Source organism: Stenotrophomonas sp. KH_036_B (assembly GCF_057839485.1).
The window spans coordinates 2,128,981-2,148,861 of the sequence record NZ_CM174491.1; the positions used below are offsets into that span (position 1 = coordinate 2,128,981).

Here is a 19,881-nt window from a genome sequence, read left to right on the forward strand (position 1 = left end):
TGTCCCTGCGCTGCGGAACTGCAACGCGATCCACCACACGGTCGGGACGTGGCTGACGGTTGCGCAGCGGTATCTTTGCGGCGGGTCCGGCGTGGACAACCGTTGCGGGCCATCGCGTTTGCAGTACTGGCCATGCTTGCCTGCTGTGCGTCGGCCGCCGCACAGACCTCGGTACAGAACACGGCTCAGATCCAGCTGCCGGCGGGATTGACCGACGCCACCCCAGGCAACAACACCGCCACGGTGGCGGCGTCGGTCTATGCGGTCACCATCAGCAAGACCGGCAGTCCTGCCAGCGGCGCCGCCGTTGCCGCGGGCGACACGATCGGCTTCAATCTCTCCGTGACCGTGACCGGGGCAACCACCTCCGAGCCGACGGTGTTCACCGATGTGCTCGGTGCCGGCCTGACACTGATCCCCGCGTCACTTCCCGCCGGCTGCACCGGCAGCGGCCAGACCATCACCTGCACCCTGCCGGCCGGCGCGGCGCCGGGCACTTCTGGCTGGTCCTACCAGGCGCAGGTGGACGCGTCGGCGACCGGCTCGGTCGGCAATACCGTGTCCGGTGGGCAGGGCTGCACCGTCGGCGGCGACTGCACCACGGTGCATGCCGTGTACCCCGCCATCAGTTTGGGAAAGAGCTGGGTGAACGGTCCCGGCGGCGACGCTGTCGATCTTGCCATCAGCGGCGCAGCGGGCAGCGTCATCGTCCTGGGCGGTGGCAGTTCCACTGACGGCGGGAGTACCACGCTGGCCACCGCAGGCGGTGCGCCCGGTGCGACCGTCACCCTCGCGGAAGCCTTCAGCACCGGCGACGCGGGGAACTACCTCATTACGGCCGCCTGCACCCGGACCGACAACGGCGCTGGCGTGCCGGTATCAGGCACGGGCGGCAGCGTCAGCTTCACCATGCCTGCCGACAGTGGTGTGGCGTGCGCCTTCACCAACACGCGGCGCCAGGCGTCACTCACGCTGACCAAGCAATGGGTCGATGCGCGGGTGGGGGAGACGGCGACCGTGTCCACCGCCGGCTTCACCAACAACGCCACCAGCGGACCCAGTACCTCCACGGGCAACAATGCGACGGTGGGCACGGCGGTGACGGTCTACGCCGGCGAAACCGGCACCATCAGCGAGCTGCTCAGTGATGCCGCGAACTACGACCCGGTGCTGACCTGCACGGGCAACGCGCTGCCACTCAGCGGCGGCGCGCTGACGATCGCACCGACCGACACCGCCATTACCTGCACCCAGACCAACACCCGGCGCCGGGCCACCCTGACACTGGCCAAAGCCTGGATCGACGGGCTTCCCGGCGACACCGCCACCGTGACCAGCAGTGGGTTCGAAAACGCCGCCAGCAGTGGCGTGTCCACGTCCACCGGCAACAACGTGACCACCGGCGCTGCGGTAACGGTGTTTGCAGGTGAGAGCGGCACCCTCAGCGAAGCGCTCAGCAACCCGGGCAACTACGACGCCACGCTGGCCTGCACTGGCAACACCACGCCGGTGACCGGCACCACGCTGACAATCAACCCGGCCGACACCGCCATTACCTGCACGCAGACCAACGCGCGCAGAGCGGTGAGCCTGACCCTGCGCAAGAGCTGGGTGGATGCAGCCGTGGGTGAGGCGGTCACGCTGACCGCCAGCGGCAGCACCACCACGCCGATCACGCTGGCGTCCACCGCCGACAGCGCCACCGAAATCGATACCGGTGCCGCGGTGCAGGTGTATGCCGGCGAGTCCATCACCCTGGCTGAAACGTTCACGGTGCCGGGCAACGCGGCCAACTACACCACCGCGCTCGCCTGCACGGGCACCAGCGGGTTGAGCGGTTCGTTGCTTACCGTGGGGCAGGGCGACAGCGCCATCGTGTGCACGTACACCAACACGCGCCCGCAGGCAACGCTGCAGCTGGTCAAGCAATGGGCGCCGGACAGCCGCAATGGCGACGTCGCCCAGCTGGGTGCCACCACGGGGCTGCAGAACAACACCAACGCCTTTACGTCGACGGCCTCGATCAATGCCAACAGCACCACGGTGGTGGTGTATGTGGGCGAGCAGGCCACCCTGCCGGCCGAGACCATGGGGGGCGGAGCGCTGGCCAACTACGCGGTGTCGTTGAGCTGCACCGGTGGCACCTTGGGCGGGACCGACGGCAAAGCGCCCAACACGCTGGACATCACCCCGGCCGACGCGGGCACGCCCATTGCCTGCACGTACACCAACACCCGCACCGCAACAACGCTGACGCTCCAGAAGACCTGGCTCAACGCGCTGCCCAATGACGAGGTGACCATCGTCGCCACCGGTCTGGCGCCGCTGTCGTCGACCGCGAGCGGCGGGCCCAGCCAGACCGATACCGGTGCCGCGCAGACCGTGCATGCAGGCGACATCATCAACTTGACCGAGTCGTTCAGCTCGGTCACCTCCAACCTGTACACCACCACCCTGTCGTGCACCAACACCAGCGGGCTCGTGGTCAACGATCCAACCACCGGCACCCTCACGGTCGGGCCGAACGATGGTCCGATGACCTGCACCTACGTCAATGACCGGCGCAGTGCTGAACTGATCGTGCGCAAGGTCTGGAGCGGTGGGCCGCCCACCACGGTCACGATCCCCGCCAGCACCGGCTTCACCAACAACACCCCGGCCTTCACCTCGACTTCGCCCGGGCCGGACCAGGTCGGGCCGGTCACGGTATACGCGCTGGAGAACGGCGGGCTCGGCGCGGAAAGCTTCCCGGGCGGCGATGGCGGTGACTACACCAGCAGCGTGAGCTGCGATGGTACCGACACCAATCCAGGCAACGGCCTGCTCATTGCAATCGCCGACGCCGGCAGCACCATTGTCTGCACCTACAGCAACATCTTCGTGCCGCGCGCCACGCTGGATCTGCAGAAGACAACCCCGGTCACCAGCGTCACCGCACCGGGGCAGGTGGTGCCGTACACGATCACCGCCACCAACACCGGCAATGTGCCACTGACCGATGTGACCGTGGTCGATCCGCTGATTGCGGGCAACATGGTCTGCACCCCGTCCATTCCTGTCGCCTCCCTGGCAACGGGGGGCACGCTCAGCTGCACTGGCAGCTATACCGTCACGCAAGGCGACATCGACCGCGTCGGCAGTGGCGACGGGATCAACGACGATGTCATCAGCAACAGCGCCGATGTCGAGGGCACCGATCCGGATGGCAACGCGGTAGTCGATTCCAGCAGCGTCGACACCACCCTGCCTGCGCGCAACTTCGTGGCCGAGTTCACCAAGACCCCGAATCTGGCCGATGCCAACGGCAGCGGCACCGGCAGCGTCGGTGAAGTGATCAGCTACAACTTCACGGTCACCAACGCCGGCAACACCACCATCCAGAGCGTGACGATCGCCGATCCGGCCTTGCCGGGCCTGAGCTGCCCGGCGGGTGGCCCGCTGGCACCGGGGCAATCGATCACCTTCGGGACCGCACCGCCGGCGGACATCGCCTGCACCGGCAATACCCACACCATCACCCAGGCCGACATCGACGGCCGCGGCGGCGGCGATGGCGATATCGACAACGACGCCACGGCCACGGCGGTGGCGCCCGGGGGCGGCAGCGTCAACGGCGACGCCACGTCCAGCGTGCCGCTGGATCCTCCGGCGCCGCAACTGGTGCTGGACAAGACCGCCAGTCCCACCCAGGTCAGCGCGGCGGGCGAGATGATCACCTATACGTTCACCGTCAGCAATCCGGGCAATGTCACCCTGACCAGCATCAGCGTGCTCGATCCGAAGGCGGGTCTGAGTGCGATCACCTGCACGCCCCCAGCACCCTTCACCCTGGCCCCGGGCGCCAGCGCGACGTGCTCGGCCACCTATACCGTCACCCAGGCCGATATCGACGGCGGCAATGCGATCACCAATCTGGCCACGGCGGCCGGCGACTACGACGGCACGCCGATCAGCGATACCGACGGCAGCGCGGTGATCATCAACCACGGCACGGTGTCGCCGGAGCTCATCAAGATTCCCAGCCGCACCTCGGTCAGCGCGGTGGGCGACCCGATCAGCTACACCTTCCGGGTCAACAATCCGTCCAGCGTCACCCTGACCAACCTGCAGATCACCGACGACACGCTGCTCGGTACCGGTCTGTCGTGCACGCCCATTGCCACGCTGGCGCCCGGCGGCAGCGCCGACTTCAGCTGCACCGGCAACACCTATGCCGTGCAGCAGTCGGACATCGACAACCAGGGCAACCCGGTCAACGACACCCAGGTGATCCACAACGACGTCACCGGCACGGCCCAGTACCAGATCGGGGCGGGCCCGGTGATCACGGTCACCGACGTGGCCAGCGCCGATGTCGCGCTGCCACAGCGCACGCCCGCGATCTTCCTGACCAAGGGCTCGGACGTGGCTTCGGTGAGCGGGCCCAACCAGCCGATCACCTACACGTTCTCGGTGCAGAACACCGGCAACGTGACGCTGTTCAACCTGGTCCTGACCGACCCGATGCTGCCGTCGTTGTCGTGCCCGCCGTTGTCCAGCCTGGCACCGGGTGCGCTGGTGGTGTTCAGCGGCTGCACCGGCATCGTCTACACGGTGACCCAGGCCGACATCGACAGCGGCAGCACCGACAGCCTGCCGGGCAATGGCCAGATCGACAACGTGGCCACGGTGGTGGCCGACACGCCCGTGGCCGGGGCCACCGTCACCGATACCGGCGAGCACCAGGTGAACCTGCCGGTGCGCGGCCCGCAGATGACCATCGTCAAGAGTGCCGACGTCGCCACCATCACGGCACCGGGCACGCTCAACTACCGCTTCACGGTCAGCAACACCGGCAACGTGACGCTCGAAGACGTCACCGTGAGCGATCCGACGCTGGGCCTGGCCTGTCCAAGCGTCGATCTCGCACCCGGGCAGACCCTGGTGTTCGGTGGCGCTGGCGCGGACGTGGTCTGCACCGGCACCACCCGCGGGGTGACCCAGGCGGACGTGGACACGTTGAACGTGGTCAGCAACGTGGCGGCGGCCACCGGCACTTCGCAGGCCGCCGGCACGATCAGCCGCAGCGGCGCACTGGACATTCCGGTGGCGCGCAGCCCGGCACTGGGCTTCACCAAGACCGCGGATGTCACCCAGGTGCTCAACCCCGGCGATGCCATCGTCTACACGCTCAGCGCCACCAACAACGGCAATACCACCCTGACCAACCTCAGCATCGCCGACCCGATGCTGCCGGCGCTGTCCTGCACGCCGGCCATTCCGGTGGCGGCACTGGCACCGGCCGCCACCGTCGTCTGCCAGGGCACCTACATCGCCACGCAGGCCGACTTCGACACCAACGGCGGTGGCGACCAGGCGATCGACAACACCGCCACGGCCAGCAGCGATGGGACCAGCACCACGGCCAGCGCGCAGGTCACCCTGCCGCTGCCGCAGCAGTCGCTTGAGATCGACAAGGCCGCCGGCACGCCCACCCTCAACCTGGGCCTGGACCCGGCGGTGACCGACGCCGGCGACACCATCACCTACACCTTCGTGGTGACCAATACCGGCAACCAGAGCCTGTCCGCGTTGGCGGTGATCGACACCAACCTCGATGCCACCGCCACCTGCGACAAGACCACGCTGACGGCCAGCGGGCCGGATGCGGTGGCCACCTGTACCGGTGTGCACACCATCACCCAGGCCGAGATGGACAACGGCACCGTCACCAACACTGCCACCGCAGAAGGGACGCCGCCGGGAAGCGCACGGGTGAGTTCGTCCCCGGATTCGGCGGTGGTCACCCTGGCGCCGCAGCCAGTGCTGGTGCTGGACAAGACGGCGGGCGCGCCGACCGTGGCCGGGGGCGCGCTGCCGACGGTGACCGACGCCGGCGACACGATCAGCTACAGCTTCGTGATCACCAATGCAGGCAACGTCACCCTCGACAACCTCACCGTGGCCGATCCGCTGCCCGGCATGCCCGCGATCAGCTGCCCGCCGGGGCAGCTGGCGCCGGGGGCAAGCCGCACCTGTTCAACGGTGGTGTACACGCTCACCCAGGGCAACCTGGATGCCGGGTCGGTAACCAATACCGCCACCGGGCAGGGCACGCCGCCCTCGGGACCCAATGCCACGGGAGACGACAGCACCACCACGCCGCTGACCGCAGGGCCCGCGCTCATCTTGGCCAAGACCGCGAACCCGACCACCTACGCCAGCGTCGGCCAGTCCATCAACTACAGCTACGCGGTGACCAACACCGGCAACGTCACCCTCAACACCCTGGCGCTGACCGACGACCGCATCGCCAGCATCAGCTGCCCGGTCACCACGCTGGCGCCGGGCGAGGGCACCACCTGCACCGGCACCTATCCGATCACCCAGGCCGACCTGGATGCCGGCAGCGTGACCAACACCGCCAGTGCCAGCGTGGTGCCGGCGCAGGGCAGCGTCGCCCCGGCCAGCGCGCAGGCCACCATCACGGCCGTGCAGACTCGTGCGCTCGCGCTGGTCAAGAGCAGCACCGCCACCGGCTTCAACGCGGTGGGCACCGTACTGCCCTACAGCTACCTGGTCACCAATACCGGCAACATCACCCTGACCGACCCGGTGACCGTCAGCGATGACCGCATCGCAGCGGTAAGTTGCCCGGCGCTGCCGGCGGGCGGGCTCGCGCCAGGAACCAGCGTGACCTGCACGGGCACCTACACCGTGACCCAGGCCGACCTCGACGCAGGCAGCGTCACCAATATCGCCACGGCGCAGTCCGGCGCGGTGAGTTCCGCGCCATCCACGGTCACCATCACCGGCACCCAGCAGCCGGGTCTGGGGCTGGACAAGACCACCACCAGCAGCGGCTACGACAGCGTGGGCGACACGCTGGCCTACAGCTACCGCGTCACCAATACCGGCAACGTGACCCTCACCGCTGCGGTGGTGGTCGCCGACGACCGCATCGTTGCGCCCAACGTGGTGACGTGCCCGGCACTGCCGGTGGGCGGGCTGGCACCGGGCGCGGAGCTGGTCTGTACGGCCACCTACAGCGTCACCCAGGCCGATCTCGATGCAGGCAGCGTGACCAACACCGCCACTGCGACCTCCGGCAGCACCACGTCGGGGCCGGATTCGGTGACGGTCAGCGGGGTGCAGAATCCCGCCTTGAGCATGGCCAAGGTGGTCAGCGATGCGCCCAACCCGGTGGTGCTCGGCAGTGTGCTGGAGTACACGGTTACCGGTACCAACAGTGGCAACACCACCCTGACCAACGTGGTGATCAGCGACAACAGGATCACCCCGTCCAGCACTACCTGCGCCAGCGTGGCACCTGCCGGCACCTGCGTGCTGGTGGGCACCTACACGGTGACCCAGGCCGACGTCGATGCCGGCCAGGTGCTCAACATCGGCAGCGGCATCTCCGACACCACGCCGCTGACCCCGTCGCCGCCGACGATCACCCCGGTGCAGCAGCTGCGCGGGCTGACCCTCGACAAGGCCAGCAGCACCGCCACCTATACGGCAGTGGGCGATGTGCTGAGCTACACCTACGTGGTGACCAACAGCGGCACCGTCACCGTCACCGGCCCGATCTCCGTGATCGACGACCGCATCGTCGCGCCCGGCACCGTGAGCTGCCCGGCACTGCCCGCCGGTGGTCTTGCCCCGGGTGCCAGCCTGACCTGCACCGCCAGCTACGCCGTCACCCAGGCCGACCTCAACCAGGGCAGCGTGACCAACACCGCCACCGCCACGGACGGCACCAGCACGTCCGCACCCGACAGTGTGACCATCAACGCCACCCAGCTGCCGTCAATCAGCCTGGACAAGACCGCCAGCGTGGCCGACAGCAATGGCGACGGCATCACCGGCGATGCCGGAGACGTGATCAGCTATGCGTTCAGCGTGACCAACACCGGCAACGTGCTGCTCGCGCCGGTAACCGTGGTCGATCCGCGCCTGCCGGGGCTGGGCTGCACCGTGCTGCTACTGCCACCGGGCACCACCACCGCCTGCACGGCCAGCAACAACACCTACACGGTCACCTTCGCCGACGAAACGGCCACCACCGTGGTCAATACGGCAACGGCCACCGGCGATGCGCCGGGCAGCGCACCCGACGCCACTGCGACCGACACCGAAACCACGCCCACCGCCATCACCCCGGCCGCGATCACCGTCAACAAAAGCGCCCAGCCCGCATCGGGCACGCAGGTGGCGCCGGGCGATGTGGTGCAGTTCACCCTTACCACCACCGTCGCCAACAACGAACTGCACGAGCCGCTCACGCTGACCGACACCCTCGGCGATGGCTTCAGCTTCGTGGCCGTCACCAGCCCCGGTGCCTACACCTGCAATGCCGCCAATCCGCTGGTGTGCACGCTGCCGGTGGGTACCGCCGCCGGTACCTACGCGGTCGTGTACACCGCAACCGTGGATGCCGACGCCACCGGCACGTTGCGCAATGCCGTGGTGCCCAGCAAACCGGCCGGCATCGATCCGGCGCCGGTCTGCCAGAGCTGCAGCACCGATCATCCGGTGGTGCCGTCCACCGCGACGGTGAGCAAGAGTGCCACCCCGCCCAGCGGCAGTTTCGTGCAGCAGGGTCAAGCCATCACCTATACCGTCACCACGGTGATCGCGGGCTCGGCCACGACCCAGCCGGTGATCCTCACTGACCAGCTGGACGCAGGGCTTGGCCAGGTCAGCGTCGCCGCCGCCGGGGCCTACACCTGCAGCGGCAACCTGGCCTGCATCCTGCCTATCGGCACGCTGCCGGGCAGCTATCCGCTGGTGTACACCGCCACCGTTGCCGCCGACGCCAGCGGCACGCTGCACAACGTGGTCAGCGCGGCCAACCTGCCGGGCGGCGATCCGGACCCTGTCTGCGTGCAGTGCAGCACCGAACACACCGTCGAACAGCCCGCGCTGGAAACCGCGAAGCGGCTTGCCGCCAGTACTGATCCCAGCGGCGAAGTGAGCACCGGCGATACGCTCACCTACACCGTCACTGCCACCAACACCGGCAACGTGGCGCTGAGCGATCTCACCATCGACGATCCGCTGATCACGCCCAACCGCATCGTCTGCGCCAGCGTCGCGCCCGGCGGCGAATGCACATTGACCGGCACCTATGTGGTGACCCAGGCCGATACCGATGCCGGCACCGTCGACAATATCGCCACCATCACCGCGCAACCCGGCCCCGGCGGCAGCCCGCTGCCCCCGGCGGTGTGCCCCCCGGGCTCGGCCGATGCGCGCTGCCGCCCGGTGCTGAACCTGCCGATCGTGCGCCGGCCGGCGCTGGCCACCACCAAGACCGCCACGCTCAGCGTGGACCGCGGTACCCCGGGCAAGGGCAATGCCGACGACGTGGTGACCTATGCGGTGACCGCCACCAACATCGGCAACGTGACCCTGGACCAGCTGGTGATCCAGGACACCCTGCAGGGCGGCACGCCTACGCTGCTCAGCTGCGCGCCCACCCAGCTCGCACCGGGGCAGAGCGCTACCTGTGCCAGCTACGACCACACCATCACCGAAGCCGATGCCGGCGTGGAGGGTGGCCAGTTGAACAACACCGTGCTCGCCACCGGCCAGCCCACCGGGGCCGGGCTGGCCAGCGCCACCGCCACCGCAGCAGCCGTCATCGCCGTTGAAAACGCACCGGCCGATATCCGGTTGGGCAAGGTCGCCAACGTGCGCGAAGTGAAGGTGGGCGATCTGGTGCGGTACACATTGACCGCGCAGAACGTGGGTGACATCGACCTGGTGGACGGCTACCTGATCGATACCCCGGCGCCGGGCTTCACTTACGTGGAGGGCTCGCTGCAGGGCGATGATGACGATCATTCGGTCACCGCGAGCGGCAGCGCGCCGCTGCGCATCAACGACCTCGACATCGCCGCCGGCAATACCGCGCGCCTCTCCTACCTGATGCGGGTCGGCGCGGGCGTGCGGCCGGGCACGCTGATCAACAGGGCGCAGACCTTCGCGCCCACCGACAAGGCCGCCTCCAACGTGGCCACCGCCGAAGTGGTGACCGGCAGCGACCCGCTGCTCGACGACAGCCTCATCATCGGCAGCGTGTTCGATGACCGCGACGGCGATGGCTGGCAGGACAGCGCCGCGCTGACCGGTCTCAAGGCACGGGGCGGCTTCGCCGCCGAGGCCTATATCGCCGGTTCGACCACCATCGACCGCGGCAACGGTCCGCAGCCGGTGGCGGACGCCAGCGCGCCGCTGCTGCATGGGATTGCCCTGGGCGAGCTGGGCGGACGCAGCAGCGAGGCCGCGCCGACGGGGACGATCGTGGTCCGCCAGCGGCTGCGCGAGCCGCGCTTCACCGACGACTTCGTGCTGACCAGCCGGCAGGGCGTCAGCGTGCACCTGGCTGCCGACGGCAGCACCCGCCGGCAACGTGTGGGCGATGCCGCCAAGGGCCTCACCGCTGCCCAGCCGAGCGTGAGCCGCAAGGTGATGCCGGGCGAGGGCGGCTACGTAGTCGATTACGTGATCGCCAACGCCGGCATCGACGAGAGCGGCATTCCCGGCGTACGGATCGGCTCGGTGGAAGGGCTGCTGATGGAGACTGACCAGTTCGGGCGCTACCACCTGGTAGGGGTCTCCGGCGGTGGCCTTGCGCGTGGACGCAACTTCATCCTCAAGGTGGACGCGGCCACCTTGCCGGCCGGAACGACCTTCGTGACGCGCAACCCGCTGCTGCGCCGGATCACGCCCGGTGTGCCGGCCCGCTTCGATTTCGCGGTTACCCTGCCGGCCACCGTGCTGGAAGAGCAGCGCGAGGTGGAGATGGTGTTGGGCGAAGTGGTCTTCGCGCCGGACAGCGCCCGCATCGGCGAGCGTTACCAGCCGGTGATCGAAAAGATGGCCGAGCAGGCGCGCGGGCAGGGCGAAGGCGAGATTGTGATCGCCGCCAACGGTGGCAGCGAGACGCTCGCGCTGGATCGTGCCAACGCCGTCCGCCAGGCGCTGGTGAGCGCGCTGGGCAGCAACGGCGCAGCCATCCGCGTACTCGCGCGCGCCGACGTGGACGACCCGGCCTCGTTGCTGGTCGGGGTCGACCAGGGCGGCGCACTGGTCGGCACGGTGCTGTTCGATACCGACAGCGCGGTGATCCGCCCGGCCATGCAGCCGCTGCTCGAGCGCATCGCGCAGCAGCTTGAACAGCGCGGCGGCGGGCGCGTGCTGATCGTCGGCCATGCCGATGTGCGGGGTGCGTCCGCGTACAACGTGCAGCTTGGCCTGCGCCGCGCCGAAGCGGTCTACGCCGCACTCCGCGCGTACCTGAGCCCCGGCGTGCGTGACAAGGTCCAGGTCGACAGCAGTGCCGATCCGGGTGCACCGCTGGATGCGCGCCCGGGCGCGGGAGAGGCACGATGAAGCCGCACCTGCTCAGCGGCGCGCTCGCCACCCTGATCGCCGGCATGGCGGGCAACACGCTTGCGCAGCCGGCGCAGGATCCGTCGCCGGCGGCGCAGACCCCGCCGGTCAGCTGCGGTGAACGGGAGTGCCATGAAGGCGAGGGGCTGCTGCTGCGCATCCGCACGCGCGGCAAGACCGACCCGGTCACCGAAGGGACCGACGCGCAGTCCGGTTCGGACGCCCTTCAGCCGGACCGCCGCGTCACGATCTCGGCGCCGCCGCCGGGGCGTGCCGTAGCGACCGGGCGCTTCAACATCCGCCTGCCCAGTGGCGGCGTGCTCTGGGCCACCGAGGACCCCAACCTGGGCCAGCCCGAACTCTCGGCCTCGGCCCCGTCGCTGGTCGCCTTCGAAGACGGGCGCATCCAGAAGCCGGTCCCGTTCTATGTGCGCGGCAACTACGGCGACTTCATCGAGCGCATGGAGATCCTGGTCTACCGCGCCACCGACGTGGACCTGATCGCGCCGCTGGCGCACATCCCCGTAGAGGTATCGGCGGTCAGCCAGGTGGAGTGGGATGGCACGTTGCCCGCCGGGGAACCGTTCCGCGCAGGCGATGAACTGCTGTATGTGGTGCGCGCCTACGGCCACAACGGCATCTTCGACGAGACCGTGGCGCAGCGCCTGCAGCTGGTGCGCCCGATCGAGGCCGACAGCCAGCTGCGTGGACTGCGCAGCCAGGTGGAACGCAGCCAAGGCACCTCGCTGGGCGTGGACCAGGCCCTGCAGCAGAGCCTGATCGACACGGCCTTCGCCGCCAATGGCCTGCGCCTGCAGAACATTCCCATCTACGGTTCGCGCATCCGCATCACCGGGCGGGATATTCCCGAGTCCACCTCCCTCACCATCAATGGCGCTTCGTACCCGGTGGACATGGAGCGCAAGTTCGTCGCCGAATACCTGGTCCCGGTCGGCCTGCACCGCTTCGACATCGCCGTGCGCGGTGGCCGCGATGGGGTGGAGCAGCAGCACACCCTGGAAGTGGATGTGACCGGCAAGTACTTCTACGGCATCGGACTGGCCGATGTGACCATCGCCCAGAACACTGTCAGCAGTGCCACCGCACCGTTCGCGGTGGACGAGCGCTACAGCGACGACGTGATCAGCGATGGTCGGCTGGCGTTCTACGCGAAGGGCAAGGTGCGCGGCAAGTACCTGGTGACCGCGCAGGCCGACACGACGGAGCAGGATATCGAGCATCTGTTCGACGGCTTCACCGAGGCGTGGCCACAGGACATCTTCCGCCGGCTGGACCCGGACCTGTACTACCCGACCTACGGCGACGATTCCACCACCTACCGCGACGTGGACAGCATGGGCCGCTTCTACGTCCGGGTGGACTGGGACAAGAACCAAGCCCTGTGGGGCAACTTCGCCACCGGCCTGACCGGTACCGAATACGCCCAGTACGTGCGCTCGCTGTACGGCGGCGCACTGAGCTGGCGCTCGCAGGCCATCAACCCCTGGGGCGACCCGCGCAGCACGCTTCGCCTGTTCGGTGCCCAGGAGCAGACCGCGCCGGGCCACAACGAATTCATTGGTACCGGCGGCAGCCTTTACTACCTGCGCAACACCGACATCCTGCCCGGGTCTGACCAGGTGGTGCTGGAAATCCGCGACCGCACCACCGGGCGGGTGGAAAAGCGCATCACCCTGCAGCGGGGTACCGATTATGAAATCGACGAGATGCAGGGTCGGCTGCTGCTGACCCGGCCGCTGAGCCAGGTCACCCGCGAGAACATGCCCACGCTCACCCGCGATTCGCCGCTCGACGGCTACCAGCAGCATCTGTTGGTGGACTACGAATGGCTTCCGTCCGGTTTCGATGATGGCGAACTCACCGCCGGCGTACGCGGCAAGCAGTGGCTCGGCGACCACGTCGGCGTGGGCGTCACCTACGTGGACGAGAATCGTGACGGCCAGGACTATTCGCTGGCCGCAGGCGACCTGACCCTGCAGGCAGGCAAGGGCACCTTCCTGAAGCTGGAATACGCGCACACAGAATCCTTCGGGGTGCCGTCGTTCTTCTCCGACAATGGCGGGTTTACCTTCATCCGCAGCAACAGCACCGACCCGCATCGCGAAGGTGACGCCAAGGCTGTGGAAGCCCGCGCCAATCTGCGCGAGCTGGGCTGGACCACGCTGGACTGGAGTGCCGGCGGCTGGTGGCGCGAAACCGAGCCGGGCTTCTCCATCGCCCGCCACGACACGGGACTGCCGGTCACCGAGTATGGCGCCGAGGTGCTGGGACGGCTGACCCGCGAGCTGGGCCTGTATGCCCGCTACAGCAAGGCCGAAAGTGGCGACGAGCAGTTCACCCAGGCCCAGGCCACGCTGGAATGGCGTCCGGATGACTGGAACACCCTCAGCGCAGAACTGCGCCGGGTGGAGGAGGGCCGTACCGACGATCCCGCCGCCGGGCTGCTGGGCGCGGTGAAATACAGCCACCGCTTCAGCACCGCGCTGGAGCTGTATGGGCTGGTGCAGGGCACCCTGGATGATGACGGCGGGCGCTACGCAGACAACAACGCGATGGCGGTCGGAGGCGACTACCTGCTGGATGACCGTGCCAGCGTGGGTGCCGAAGTCAGCACCGGCGACCGCGGCGATTCGGCCACGGTCGATGCCGAGTACAAGCTCGATGCGGATCACTCGCTCTACGGTGCCTACACGTACTCCACCGATACGACGGAGTACGAGTCCCTGTTCAACCCCACCCGCCAGAACGGGTGGTCGCTGGGCCAGCGCTGGCGGCTGTCGAGCCGCGCCAACCTGTTCAACGAAAGCCAGTTCCTGAAAGAGCCGGATCAGTCCGGGCTCGCGCATACCATGGGCATGGATTTCTACCCGGCGCAAGGCTGGAACCTCGGTTTCACCCTGCAGTCGGGCGACCTGGATACGGTCGACGGCGGCCACGTGGACCGCAGCGCCGTCAGCGTCAGCGGTGGTCGCACCTCGGCCGACACCGACTGGCGCAGCAAGGTCGAATGGCGCAAGGACACCGGCAGCGAGCGCCGCGAACAGTGGGTCACCACCAACCGGCTTACCCATCGCTTCAACGACAGCTGGCGGATTGCCGGGCGGCTCAACTATTCGCGCACCACCGATGAACTCAACGCGCTGGCCGGCGCCCGGTTCTGGGAGGCCAACTTCGGTTTCGCCTACCGTCCCTGGAACAGCCAGCGCTGGGCCCTGTTCGGCCGTTACACCTATCTCTACGACCTGGCCACCGAGGCGCAGCTGGGCGGCGCCGACCAGGACCAGAAGAGCCGGATACTCTCGCTCGAGGGTGTCTACAAATACGACACCCAGTGGGAATTCGGCGCCAAGCTGGCCCGCCGCGAAGGCGAGGTGCGGCTGGGCCGCGGCAGCGGGCCGTGGTTCGATTCGGCCACTACCTTGAGCGTGCTGCAGGGTCGCTATCAACTGCACCAGAAGTGGTACGCGCTGGGCGAGTACCGCTGGCTGGACGTCGACGAGGGCGGCACCCAGTCCGGGTTCCTGGTCGGCGTCGACCGCGACATCGGCGAGAACTTCCGGCTGGGCGTGGGATACAACTTCACCCGGTTCAGCGACGACCTGACGGACTTCGATGACGACCATGAAGGCTGGTTCCTGAACATGGTCGGCACCTACTGAGGGCGCATGATGACTACCAAGGCCAGCGTCTTTCTCCAACGCTCGCGGGCGCGCCATCGCGTGGTGGCGTGTGTGTTCGCGCTGTGCGCAGCGCTGCCTGCCCTGGTCGCGGCCCAGACGGTGCAACTGGCCAAGACAAGTCAAGGCGGGCAGGGCACGTTCAACTACACGTTGACCAACCTGAGCGGCGGGAGCGACACCATCACCACCGTAACGCCTGGAACGCCCCAGCTCTCGGCGGCAACATTCACCGTGTCCGATCCGGCGCAACCCGTGACAGTCATCGAGGCGACCAACACCCAGTTCACGCTCGACACGGCCAGTTGCGTCGATACCAGCAACACCGTGCCCGGCAGCATCGGGACACTGAGCGGCGCCACCCTGACCATTCCGGCTGCCAGCCTGCAACCCACGACCACCCTGGTATGCACGTTCGTGAACAGCCTGCGCGAACCGGACCTGGCGGTCACCAAGCAGGTGTCGCCGGGCGTCGTGGCCAGCGGCGGTACGGTGACCTACACCCTGACCGCCAGCAACGTGGGGGTGGTCGATGTGAGCAATGCGGTGCTGGCCGATGCGCCCGGTGCAGGCTTGAGCTGCACCGCGGCCGGAAGCTGCAGCGCCAGCGGCGGCGCCACGTGCCCGGCCAGCGTGCCGGCCGCGGCCCTGTTCGGTGCCGGGGTCACGATTCCCTCGCTGCCGGTCGGTGGCAGCGTAGTGGTCAACGTGCCGTGTACCGTGACGGCATCGGGAAACTGAGCCGCAACTACCGCCGTGCATCAATCACTGGGCGAGGCTCGGTAGAAGTACCGAAGCAGCTACGGGATTCATCGGCCATCCTCAAGCCAACCCTCGCGTGCCCGTTGATGATGGAGCATTCACATGTCAGGCAGCCTCCTCTTCGTCCCGCTGTGGCTGCTCACCGTGATGTTCTTCGTCGCGTTGATCGCCGCCCGCGAGCTGGGGTCCTTCCTGCGCAGACGAGAGAACCTGCGGAAGTCGCGGGAGCCGACGGCCACCGATGCCGATGAGGGCGACTCGTTCTCGACCAACACCGTTCTGGGCCTGTTGGCGCTGCTGATCGGCTTCACGTTTTCGCTCGCGCTCGGCCGCTACGACGAGCGCAGGTCGCTGGTGCTGCATGAGGCGAACGCGCTGGGTACCACCTGGCTGCGGACGGATCTGCTGGAGACGCCCGACGCCGAACGCGTACGCGCCGTGCTGCGCCGGTACATCGACGCACGCGTGGATTTCGCCAAGGCAAAGACCGCACAGCAGGAGCTGGATCGGTACGCACGCACCACTGCGCTGCAGACGGAGCTGTGGGCCGCCGTGATGTCGGCCACCGCCTCCTTCCGTGACACCCCGCGCGCGAGCCTGATGGTGACCACCACCAACGAATCCATCGACCTCGCCGGCGAGCGGTTCGCGGCCCGGCAGGACCACATTCCCCATCGCATCCTGCGGATGCTGTTCCTGTTCGCGCTGTTTGCCGCAGGGCTGCTCGGCTATGAACGCGTTCGCCAGCGGACGTCGACAACCCTGCTGCTCCTGTTGTTCTCGCTCGCCGTGGGCCTGGTACTGGACCTGGACCTGCCCAGTACCGGCGGCATCAACGTGCCGCAGGACCCCATGCTCGATCTTCAGCGTTCCGTGGCCCTGCCCACGCCTTCATAGGTGTCCGTCATGCACTGCTCATCCAACGCTGCTCGCCCCCTGCGCATACACCCGGTGCTGGCTGCGCTCGCCATGGTCCCGGTACTGGCAGGATGGTCCGGATCGGTATCGGCGCAGGATGCCGACGCCCTGGCGAAGAAGCTCTCCAACCCCGTCGCGGCGCTCATCAGCGTGCCGTTCCAGTACAACTACGACGACGGCTACGCCAATGGTGGTTATCGGCACACGCTGAACATCCAGCCGGTTGCACCGTTTTCGATCTCGCCGGAGTGGAACGTCATCTCCCGCACCATCCTGCCGGTGGCCTACCAGGAGGACGTGATTCCCGGGACCGACCAAGCCGGCCTCGGCGACCTCACCCAGAGTTTCTTCTTCTCGCCCAAGGAAACCGGCCCGTCCGGCATCGTCTGGGGCATCGGCCCGGCGCTGCTGGTGCCCACCGGCACCGATGACCTGGGCGCGGACACCTGGGGCGCCGGTCCCACCTTCGTGGTGCTCAAACAGGACGCGAGCTGGACCTTCGGCGCGCTGGTGAACCACCTGTCGGACATCGCCGGCAGCGGCTCCCGTCGCAGGGACATCAGCAACACGTTCGTCCAGCCGTTCGTGGCCAAGGCGTTCACCGGCGGCCGCACCGTGGCGGTGAACATCGAGTCCACCTACGACTGGAAGGCGAGCCAGTGGACCGTGCCGCTCAACCTCCAGTACTCGAAGGTCAGCAAGCTGGGCAGCCAGATGATCAGCTACCAGGGTGGGGTGCGGGCCTACCTGGACGGCCCGCGCGGCGGGCCGGACTGGGGCCTCCGGTTCAGTGTCACCTTGCTCTATCCCCGCTGAGCAGAGGCCCCCGTGAAGAGGGGGGCGGTGGAAGACCTTAGTCGGTGAACAGCCAGACCGCTGTCAGCCCGCCCATCAACAACAAGCCAAGGGTGAATACCGTGGTGGCGCGGTGCCGGGGGTTGATGACCCCCAGCTCGATGTCCCGTGTCACCAGCCGGTACCGCACCAGCGACCAGACCAGCAGCGCCAGCCCCAACAGCACCATGCCGAAACCGGCATTGCTGGCGTCATGCAGCATCAGGCGGCCGCCCTTGGGCGCTTCGTCGTTCTGGATCAGATAGGTGCTGAACCGGTTGATGGTGATCCCGAACCCGATCAGCGACACGGTGGTGCGCAGGTAGGCAAGATGCGTGCGCTCGTTGCCCAGGTGGGTGCGCCCGCGGGCGAGGTCGTTGGCCAGCGAGGCGGGCGGCGCGGTGTCTGGCGGGGCAGGGGCGTGGCTCATGGGGTCTCCGTTGGGCCGCAGCAGATGCCTGGAAGTGTGTCGTGCAGACGCGTGCCATGCATGCGTGTCAATGCGGAGACCGTGTCAGTAAAACTACTGCGGACGTGCACGCAGTAGAACTACTGGCAGGCATGGAAGGGAACTACGGATGCCTCCCAAGCGCCCCGGGTGAACAATTGAAATCCCATCGGTATCCCGCAAGGGAACAGGAGCACGTCGTGGCGAAGAAGAGCGTCGACTCGAGCAAGAAACCCAATATCCTCGTCATCTTTGGCGATGACATCGGCATTCCGCAGATCAGTGCCTACACCCGGGGGCTGATGGGCTACCAGACGCCCAACATCGACCGTATTGCCTTGGAGGGAGCGCTGTTCACCGACTCGTACGGTCAACAGAGCTGTACCGCCGGACGCGCGTCGTTCATTCTTGGGCAGGAGCCGTTCCGTACGGGGCTGCTGACGATCGGCATGCCCGGCGATCCGCATGGCATCGCTGAGTGGATGCCGACGATCGCCGATGTCCTGCAGGCGGAGGGCTACGCCACCGGCCAGTTCGGCAAGAACCATCTGGGCGACCAAGACCAGCACCTGCCGACCAACCACGGCTTCGACGAATTCTTCGGCAACCTCTACCACCTCAATGCGGAGGAAGAGCCTGAAGGCTACTTCTACCCGAAGGACCCGGCGTTCAAGAAGAAGTTCGGTCCGCGTGGCGTGATCCACTCCAAGGCCGGTGGCAAGATCAAGGACACCGGTCCGTTGAACAAGGCACGCATGCCTACCGTGGATGAAGAATTCCTGGAGGCCGCGCAGGGCTTCATTGGCAACAGCGTCAAGGAAGACAAGCCGTTCTTCGTGTGGTTCAACACCACCCGGATGCACGTCTTCACCCATCTCAAGCCGGAATCCGACGGTGTGACCGGCAAGGGGCTGCATGCAGATGGCATGGTGGAACATGACGGCCATGTCGGGCAGCTGCTCGACCAGCTGGACGAGCTGGGGGTGGCCGACAACACCATCGTGCTTTACACCACCGACAATGGTGCCGAAATCGCGCTGTGGCCGGACGGTGCCATGACACCCTTCCGCGGTGAAAAGGGCACCACCTGGGAAGGTGGCATGCGCATCCCCATGATGGTCCGCTGGCCTGGCGTGATCGAGCCTGGCACCGCCTACACCGACATCATCTCGCTGATCGACTGGTTCCCGACCCTGTGCGCCGCCGCAGGCGTGGACGACGTCGTGGGCAAGATGAAGAAAGGGTACAAGGCCGGCGGCACCACCTTCAAAGTCCATCTGGACGGCTACGACTTCACGAGCTATTTCCGGGGCAAGGCCGACCAGGGGCCGCGACAGGCGCTGTACTACTTCGACCAGGGCGGCAACCTCAATGCGATTCGCTACGCGGACTGGAAGGTGAGTTTCGCGGTGGCCAGTCACGGCAACATCGCCACCGCAAAACGCGAAGTGACGTCGTGGGCCACCATCACCAACCTGCGCATGGACCCCTATGAGCGGGGCATCGAGGAGGGCGGTGGCGCGATGCAGTTCATCGGGCAGCAGATGTGGCTGCTGGTACCGATCCAGGCGCAGATCAAGGCGTTCTTCAAGGACTTCGGCGATTATCCCTATCAGGTTGGCAGCTCGCTCAACCCCAGCGGCATCAACTACGGGTTGCTGCAGCAGCAGGACGCGATGAAGCGGTTGAAAGAGCTGGAGACATTGCGGACCAACTAGATCTGTTGGCGGGCGAGGGCGGCGCTTCGTTCCAGGAGCGCTGTCCTGATTGCCGTTGCAGTGAAAATCAGTCGCGTCATTGTGGCGTGAATGTTGGGCTGGAGAAAGACAGATCGTTCCA

At 67.4% G+C, this 19,881-nt stretch carries 7 protein-coding genes; 6 read left to right on the plus strand and 1 reads right to left on the minus strand.

The genetic code is table 11. The features are described from left to right. The first annotated feature begins 132 nt into the window (after positions 1 to 132). The 5 genes from AC3ITN_RS09715 (at position 133) to AC3ITN_RS09735 (ending at position 17,576) form a co-directional block, all read left to right on the plus strand. Positions 133 to 11,382 carry a DUF7507 domain-containing protein gene (locus AC3ITN_RS09715; RefSeq protein WP_489392791.1) on the plus strand — a complete coding sequence of 3,750 codons (11,250 nt, stop codon included), beginning with the start codon at positions 133 to 135 and terminating at the stop codon, positions 11,380 to 11,382. Next, on the plus strand, positions 11,379 to 15,062 hold the full coding sequence (locus tag AC3ITN_RS09720) for a TonB-dependent receptor (RefSeq protein ID WP_489392792.1): 3,684 nt from the start codon (positions 11,379 to 11,381) through the stop codon (positions 15,060 to 15,062). The genes AC3ITN_RS09715 and AC3ITN_RS09720 overlap by 4 nt, the downstream gene beginning before the upstream one ends. A gap of 6 nt (positions 15,063 to 15,068) precedes the next feature. Then, positions 15,069 to 15,821 (plus strand): prealbumin-like fold domain-containing protein, encoded by a 753-nt coding sequence (locus AC3ITN_RS09725; protein ID WP_489392793.1) that lies wholly within the window; start codon positions 15,069 to 15,071, stop codon positions 15,819 to 15,821. A 123-nt stretch (positions 15,822 to 15,944) separates the two neighbouring features. Further along, on the plus strand, positions 15,945 to 16,739 hold the full coding sequence (locus AC3ITN_RS09730) for a bestrophin-like domain (protein WP_489392794.1): 795 nt from the start codon (positions 15,945 to 15,947) through the stop codon (positions 16,737 to 16,739). Positions 16,740 to 16,811: 72 nt separating this feature from the next. After that, positions 16,812 to 17,576, plus strand: a complete 765-nt coding sequence (locus AC3ITN_RS09735; protein ID WP_489392795.1) for a transporter — start codon at positions 16,812 to 16,814, stop codon at positions 17,574 to 17,576. 37 nt (positions 17,577 to 17,613) lie between these two features. Here the strand turns inward: AC3ITN_RS09735 and AC3ITN_RS09740 are convergent, their stop codons facing one another. Beyond that, complete coding sequence (locus AC3ITN_RS09740; RefSeq protein ID WP_489392796.1) at positions 17,614 to 18,024, minus strand: YidH family protein; 411 nt, start codon at positions 18,022 to 18,024, stop codon at positions 17,614 to 17,616. Between the two features lie 41 nt (positions 18,025 to 18,065). Between AC3ITN_RS09740 and AC3ITN_RS09745 the strand changes: the two genes are divergently transcribed. Then, positions 18,066 to 19,760 carry an arylsulfatase gene (locus AC3ITN_RS09745; RefSeq protein ID WP_489392797.1) on the plus strand — a complete coding sequence of 565 codons (1,695 nt, stop codon included), beginning with the start codon at positions 18,066 to 18,068 and terminating at the stop codon, positions 19,758 to 19,760. Positions 19,761 to 19,881 lie beyond the last annotated feature (121 nt).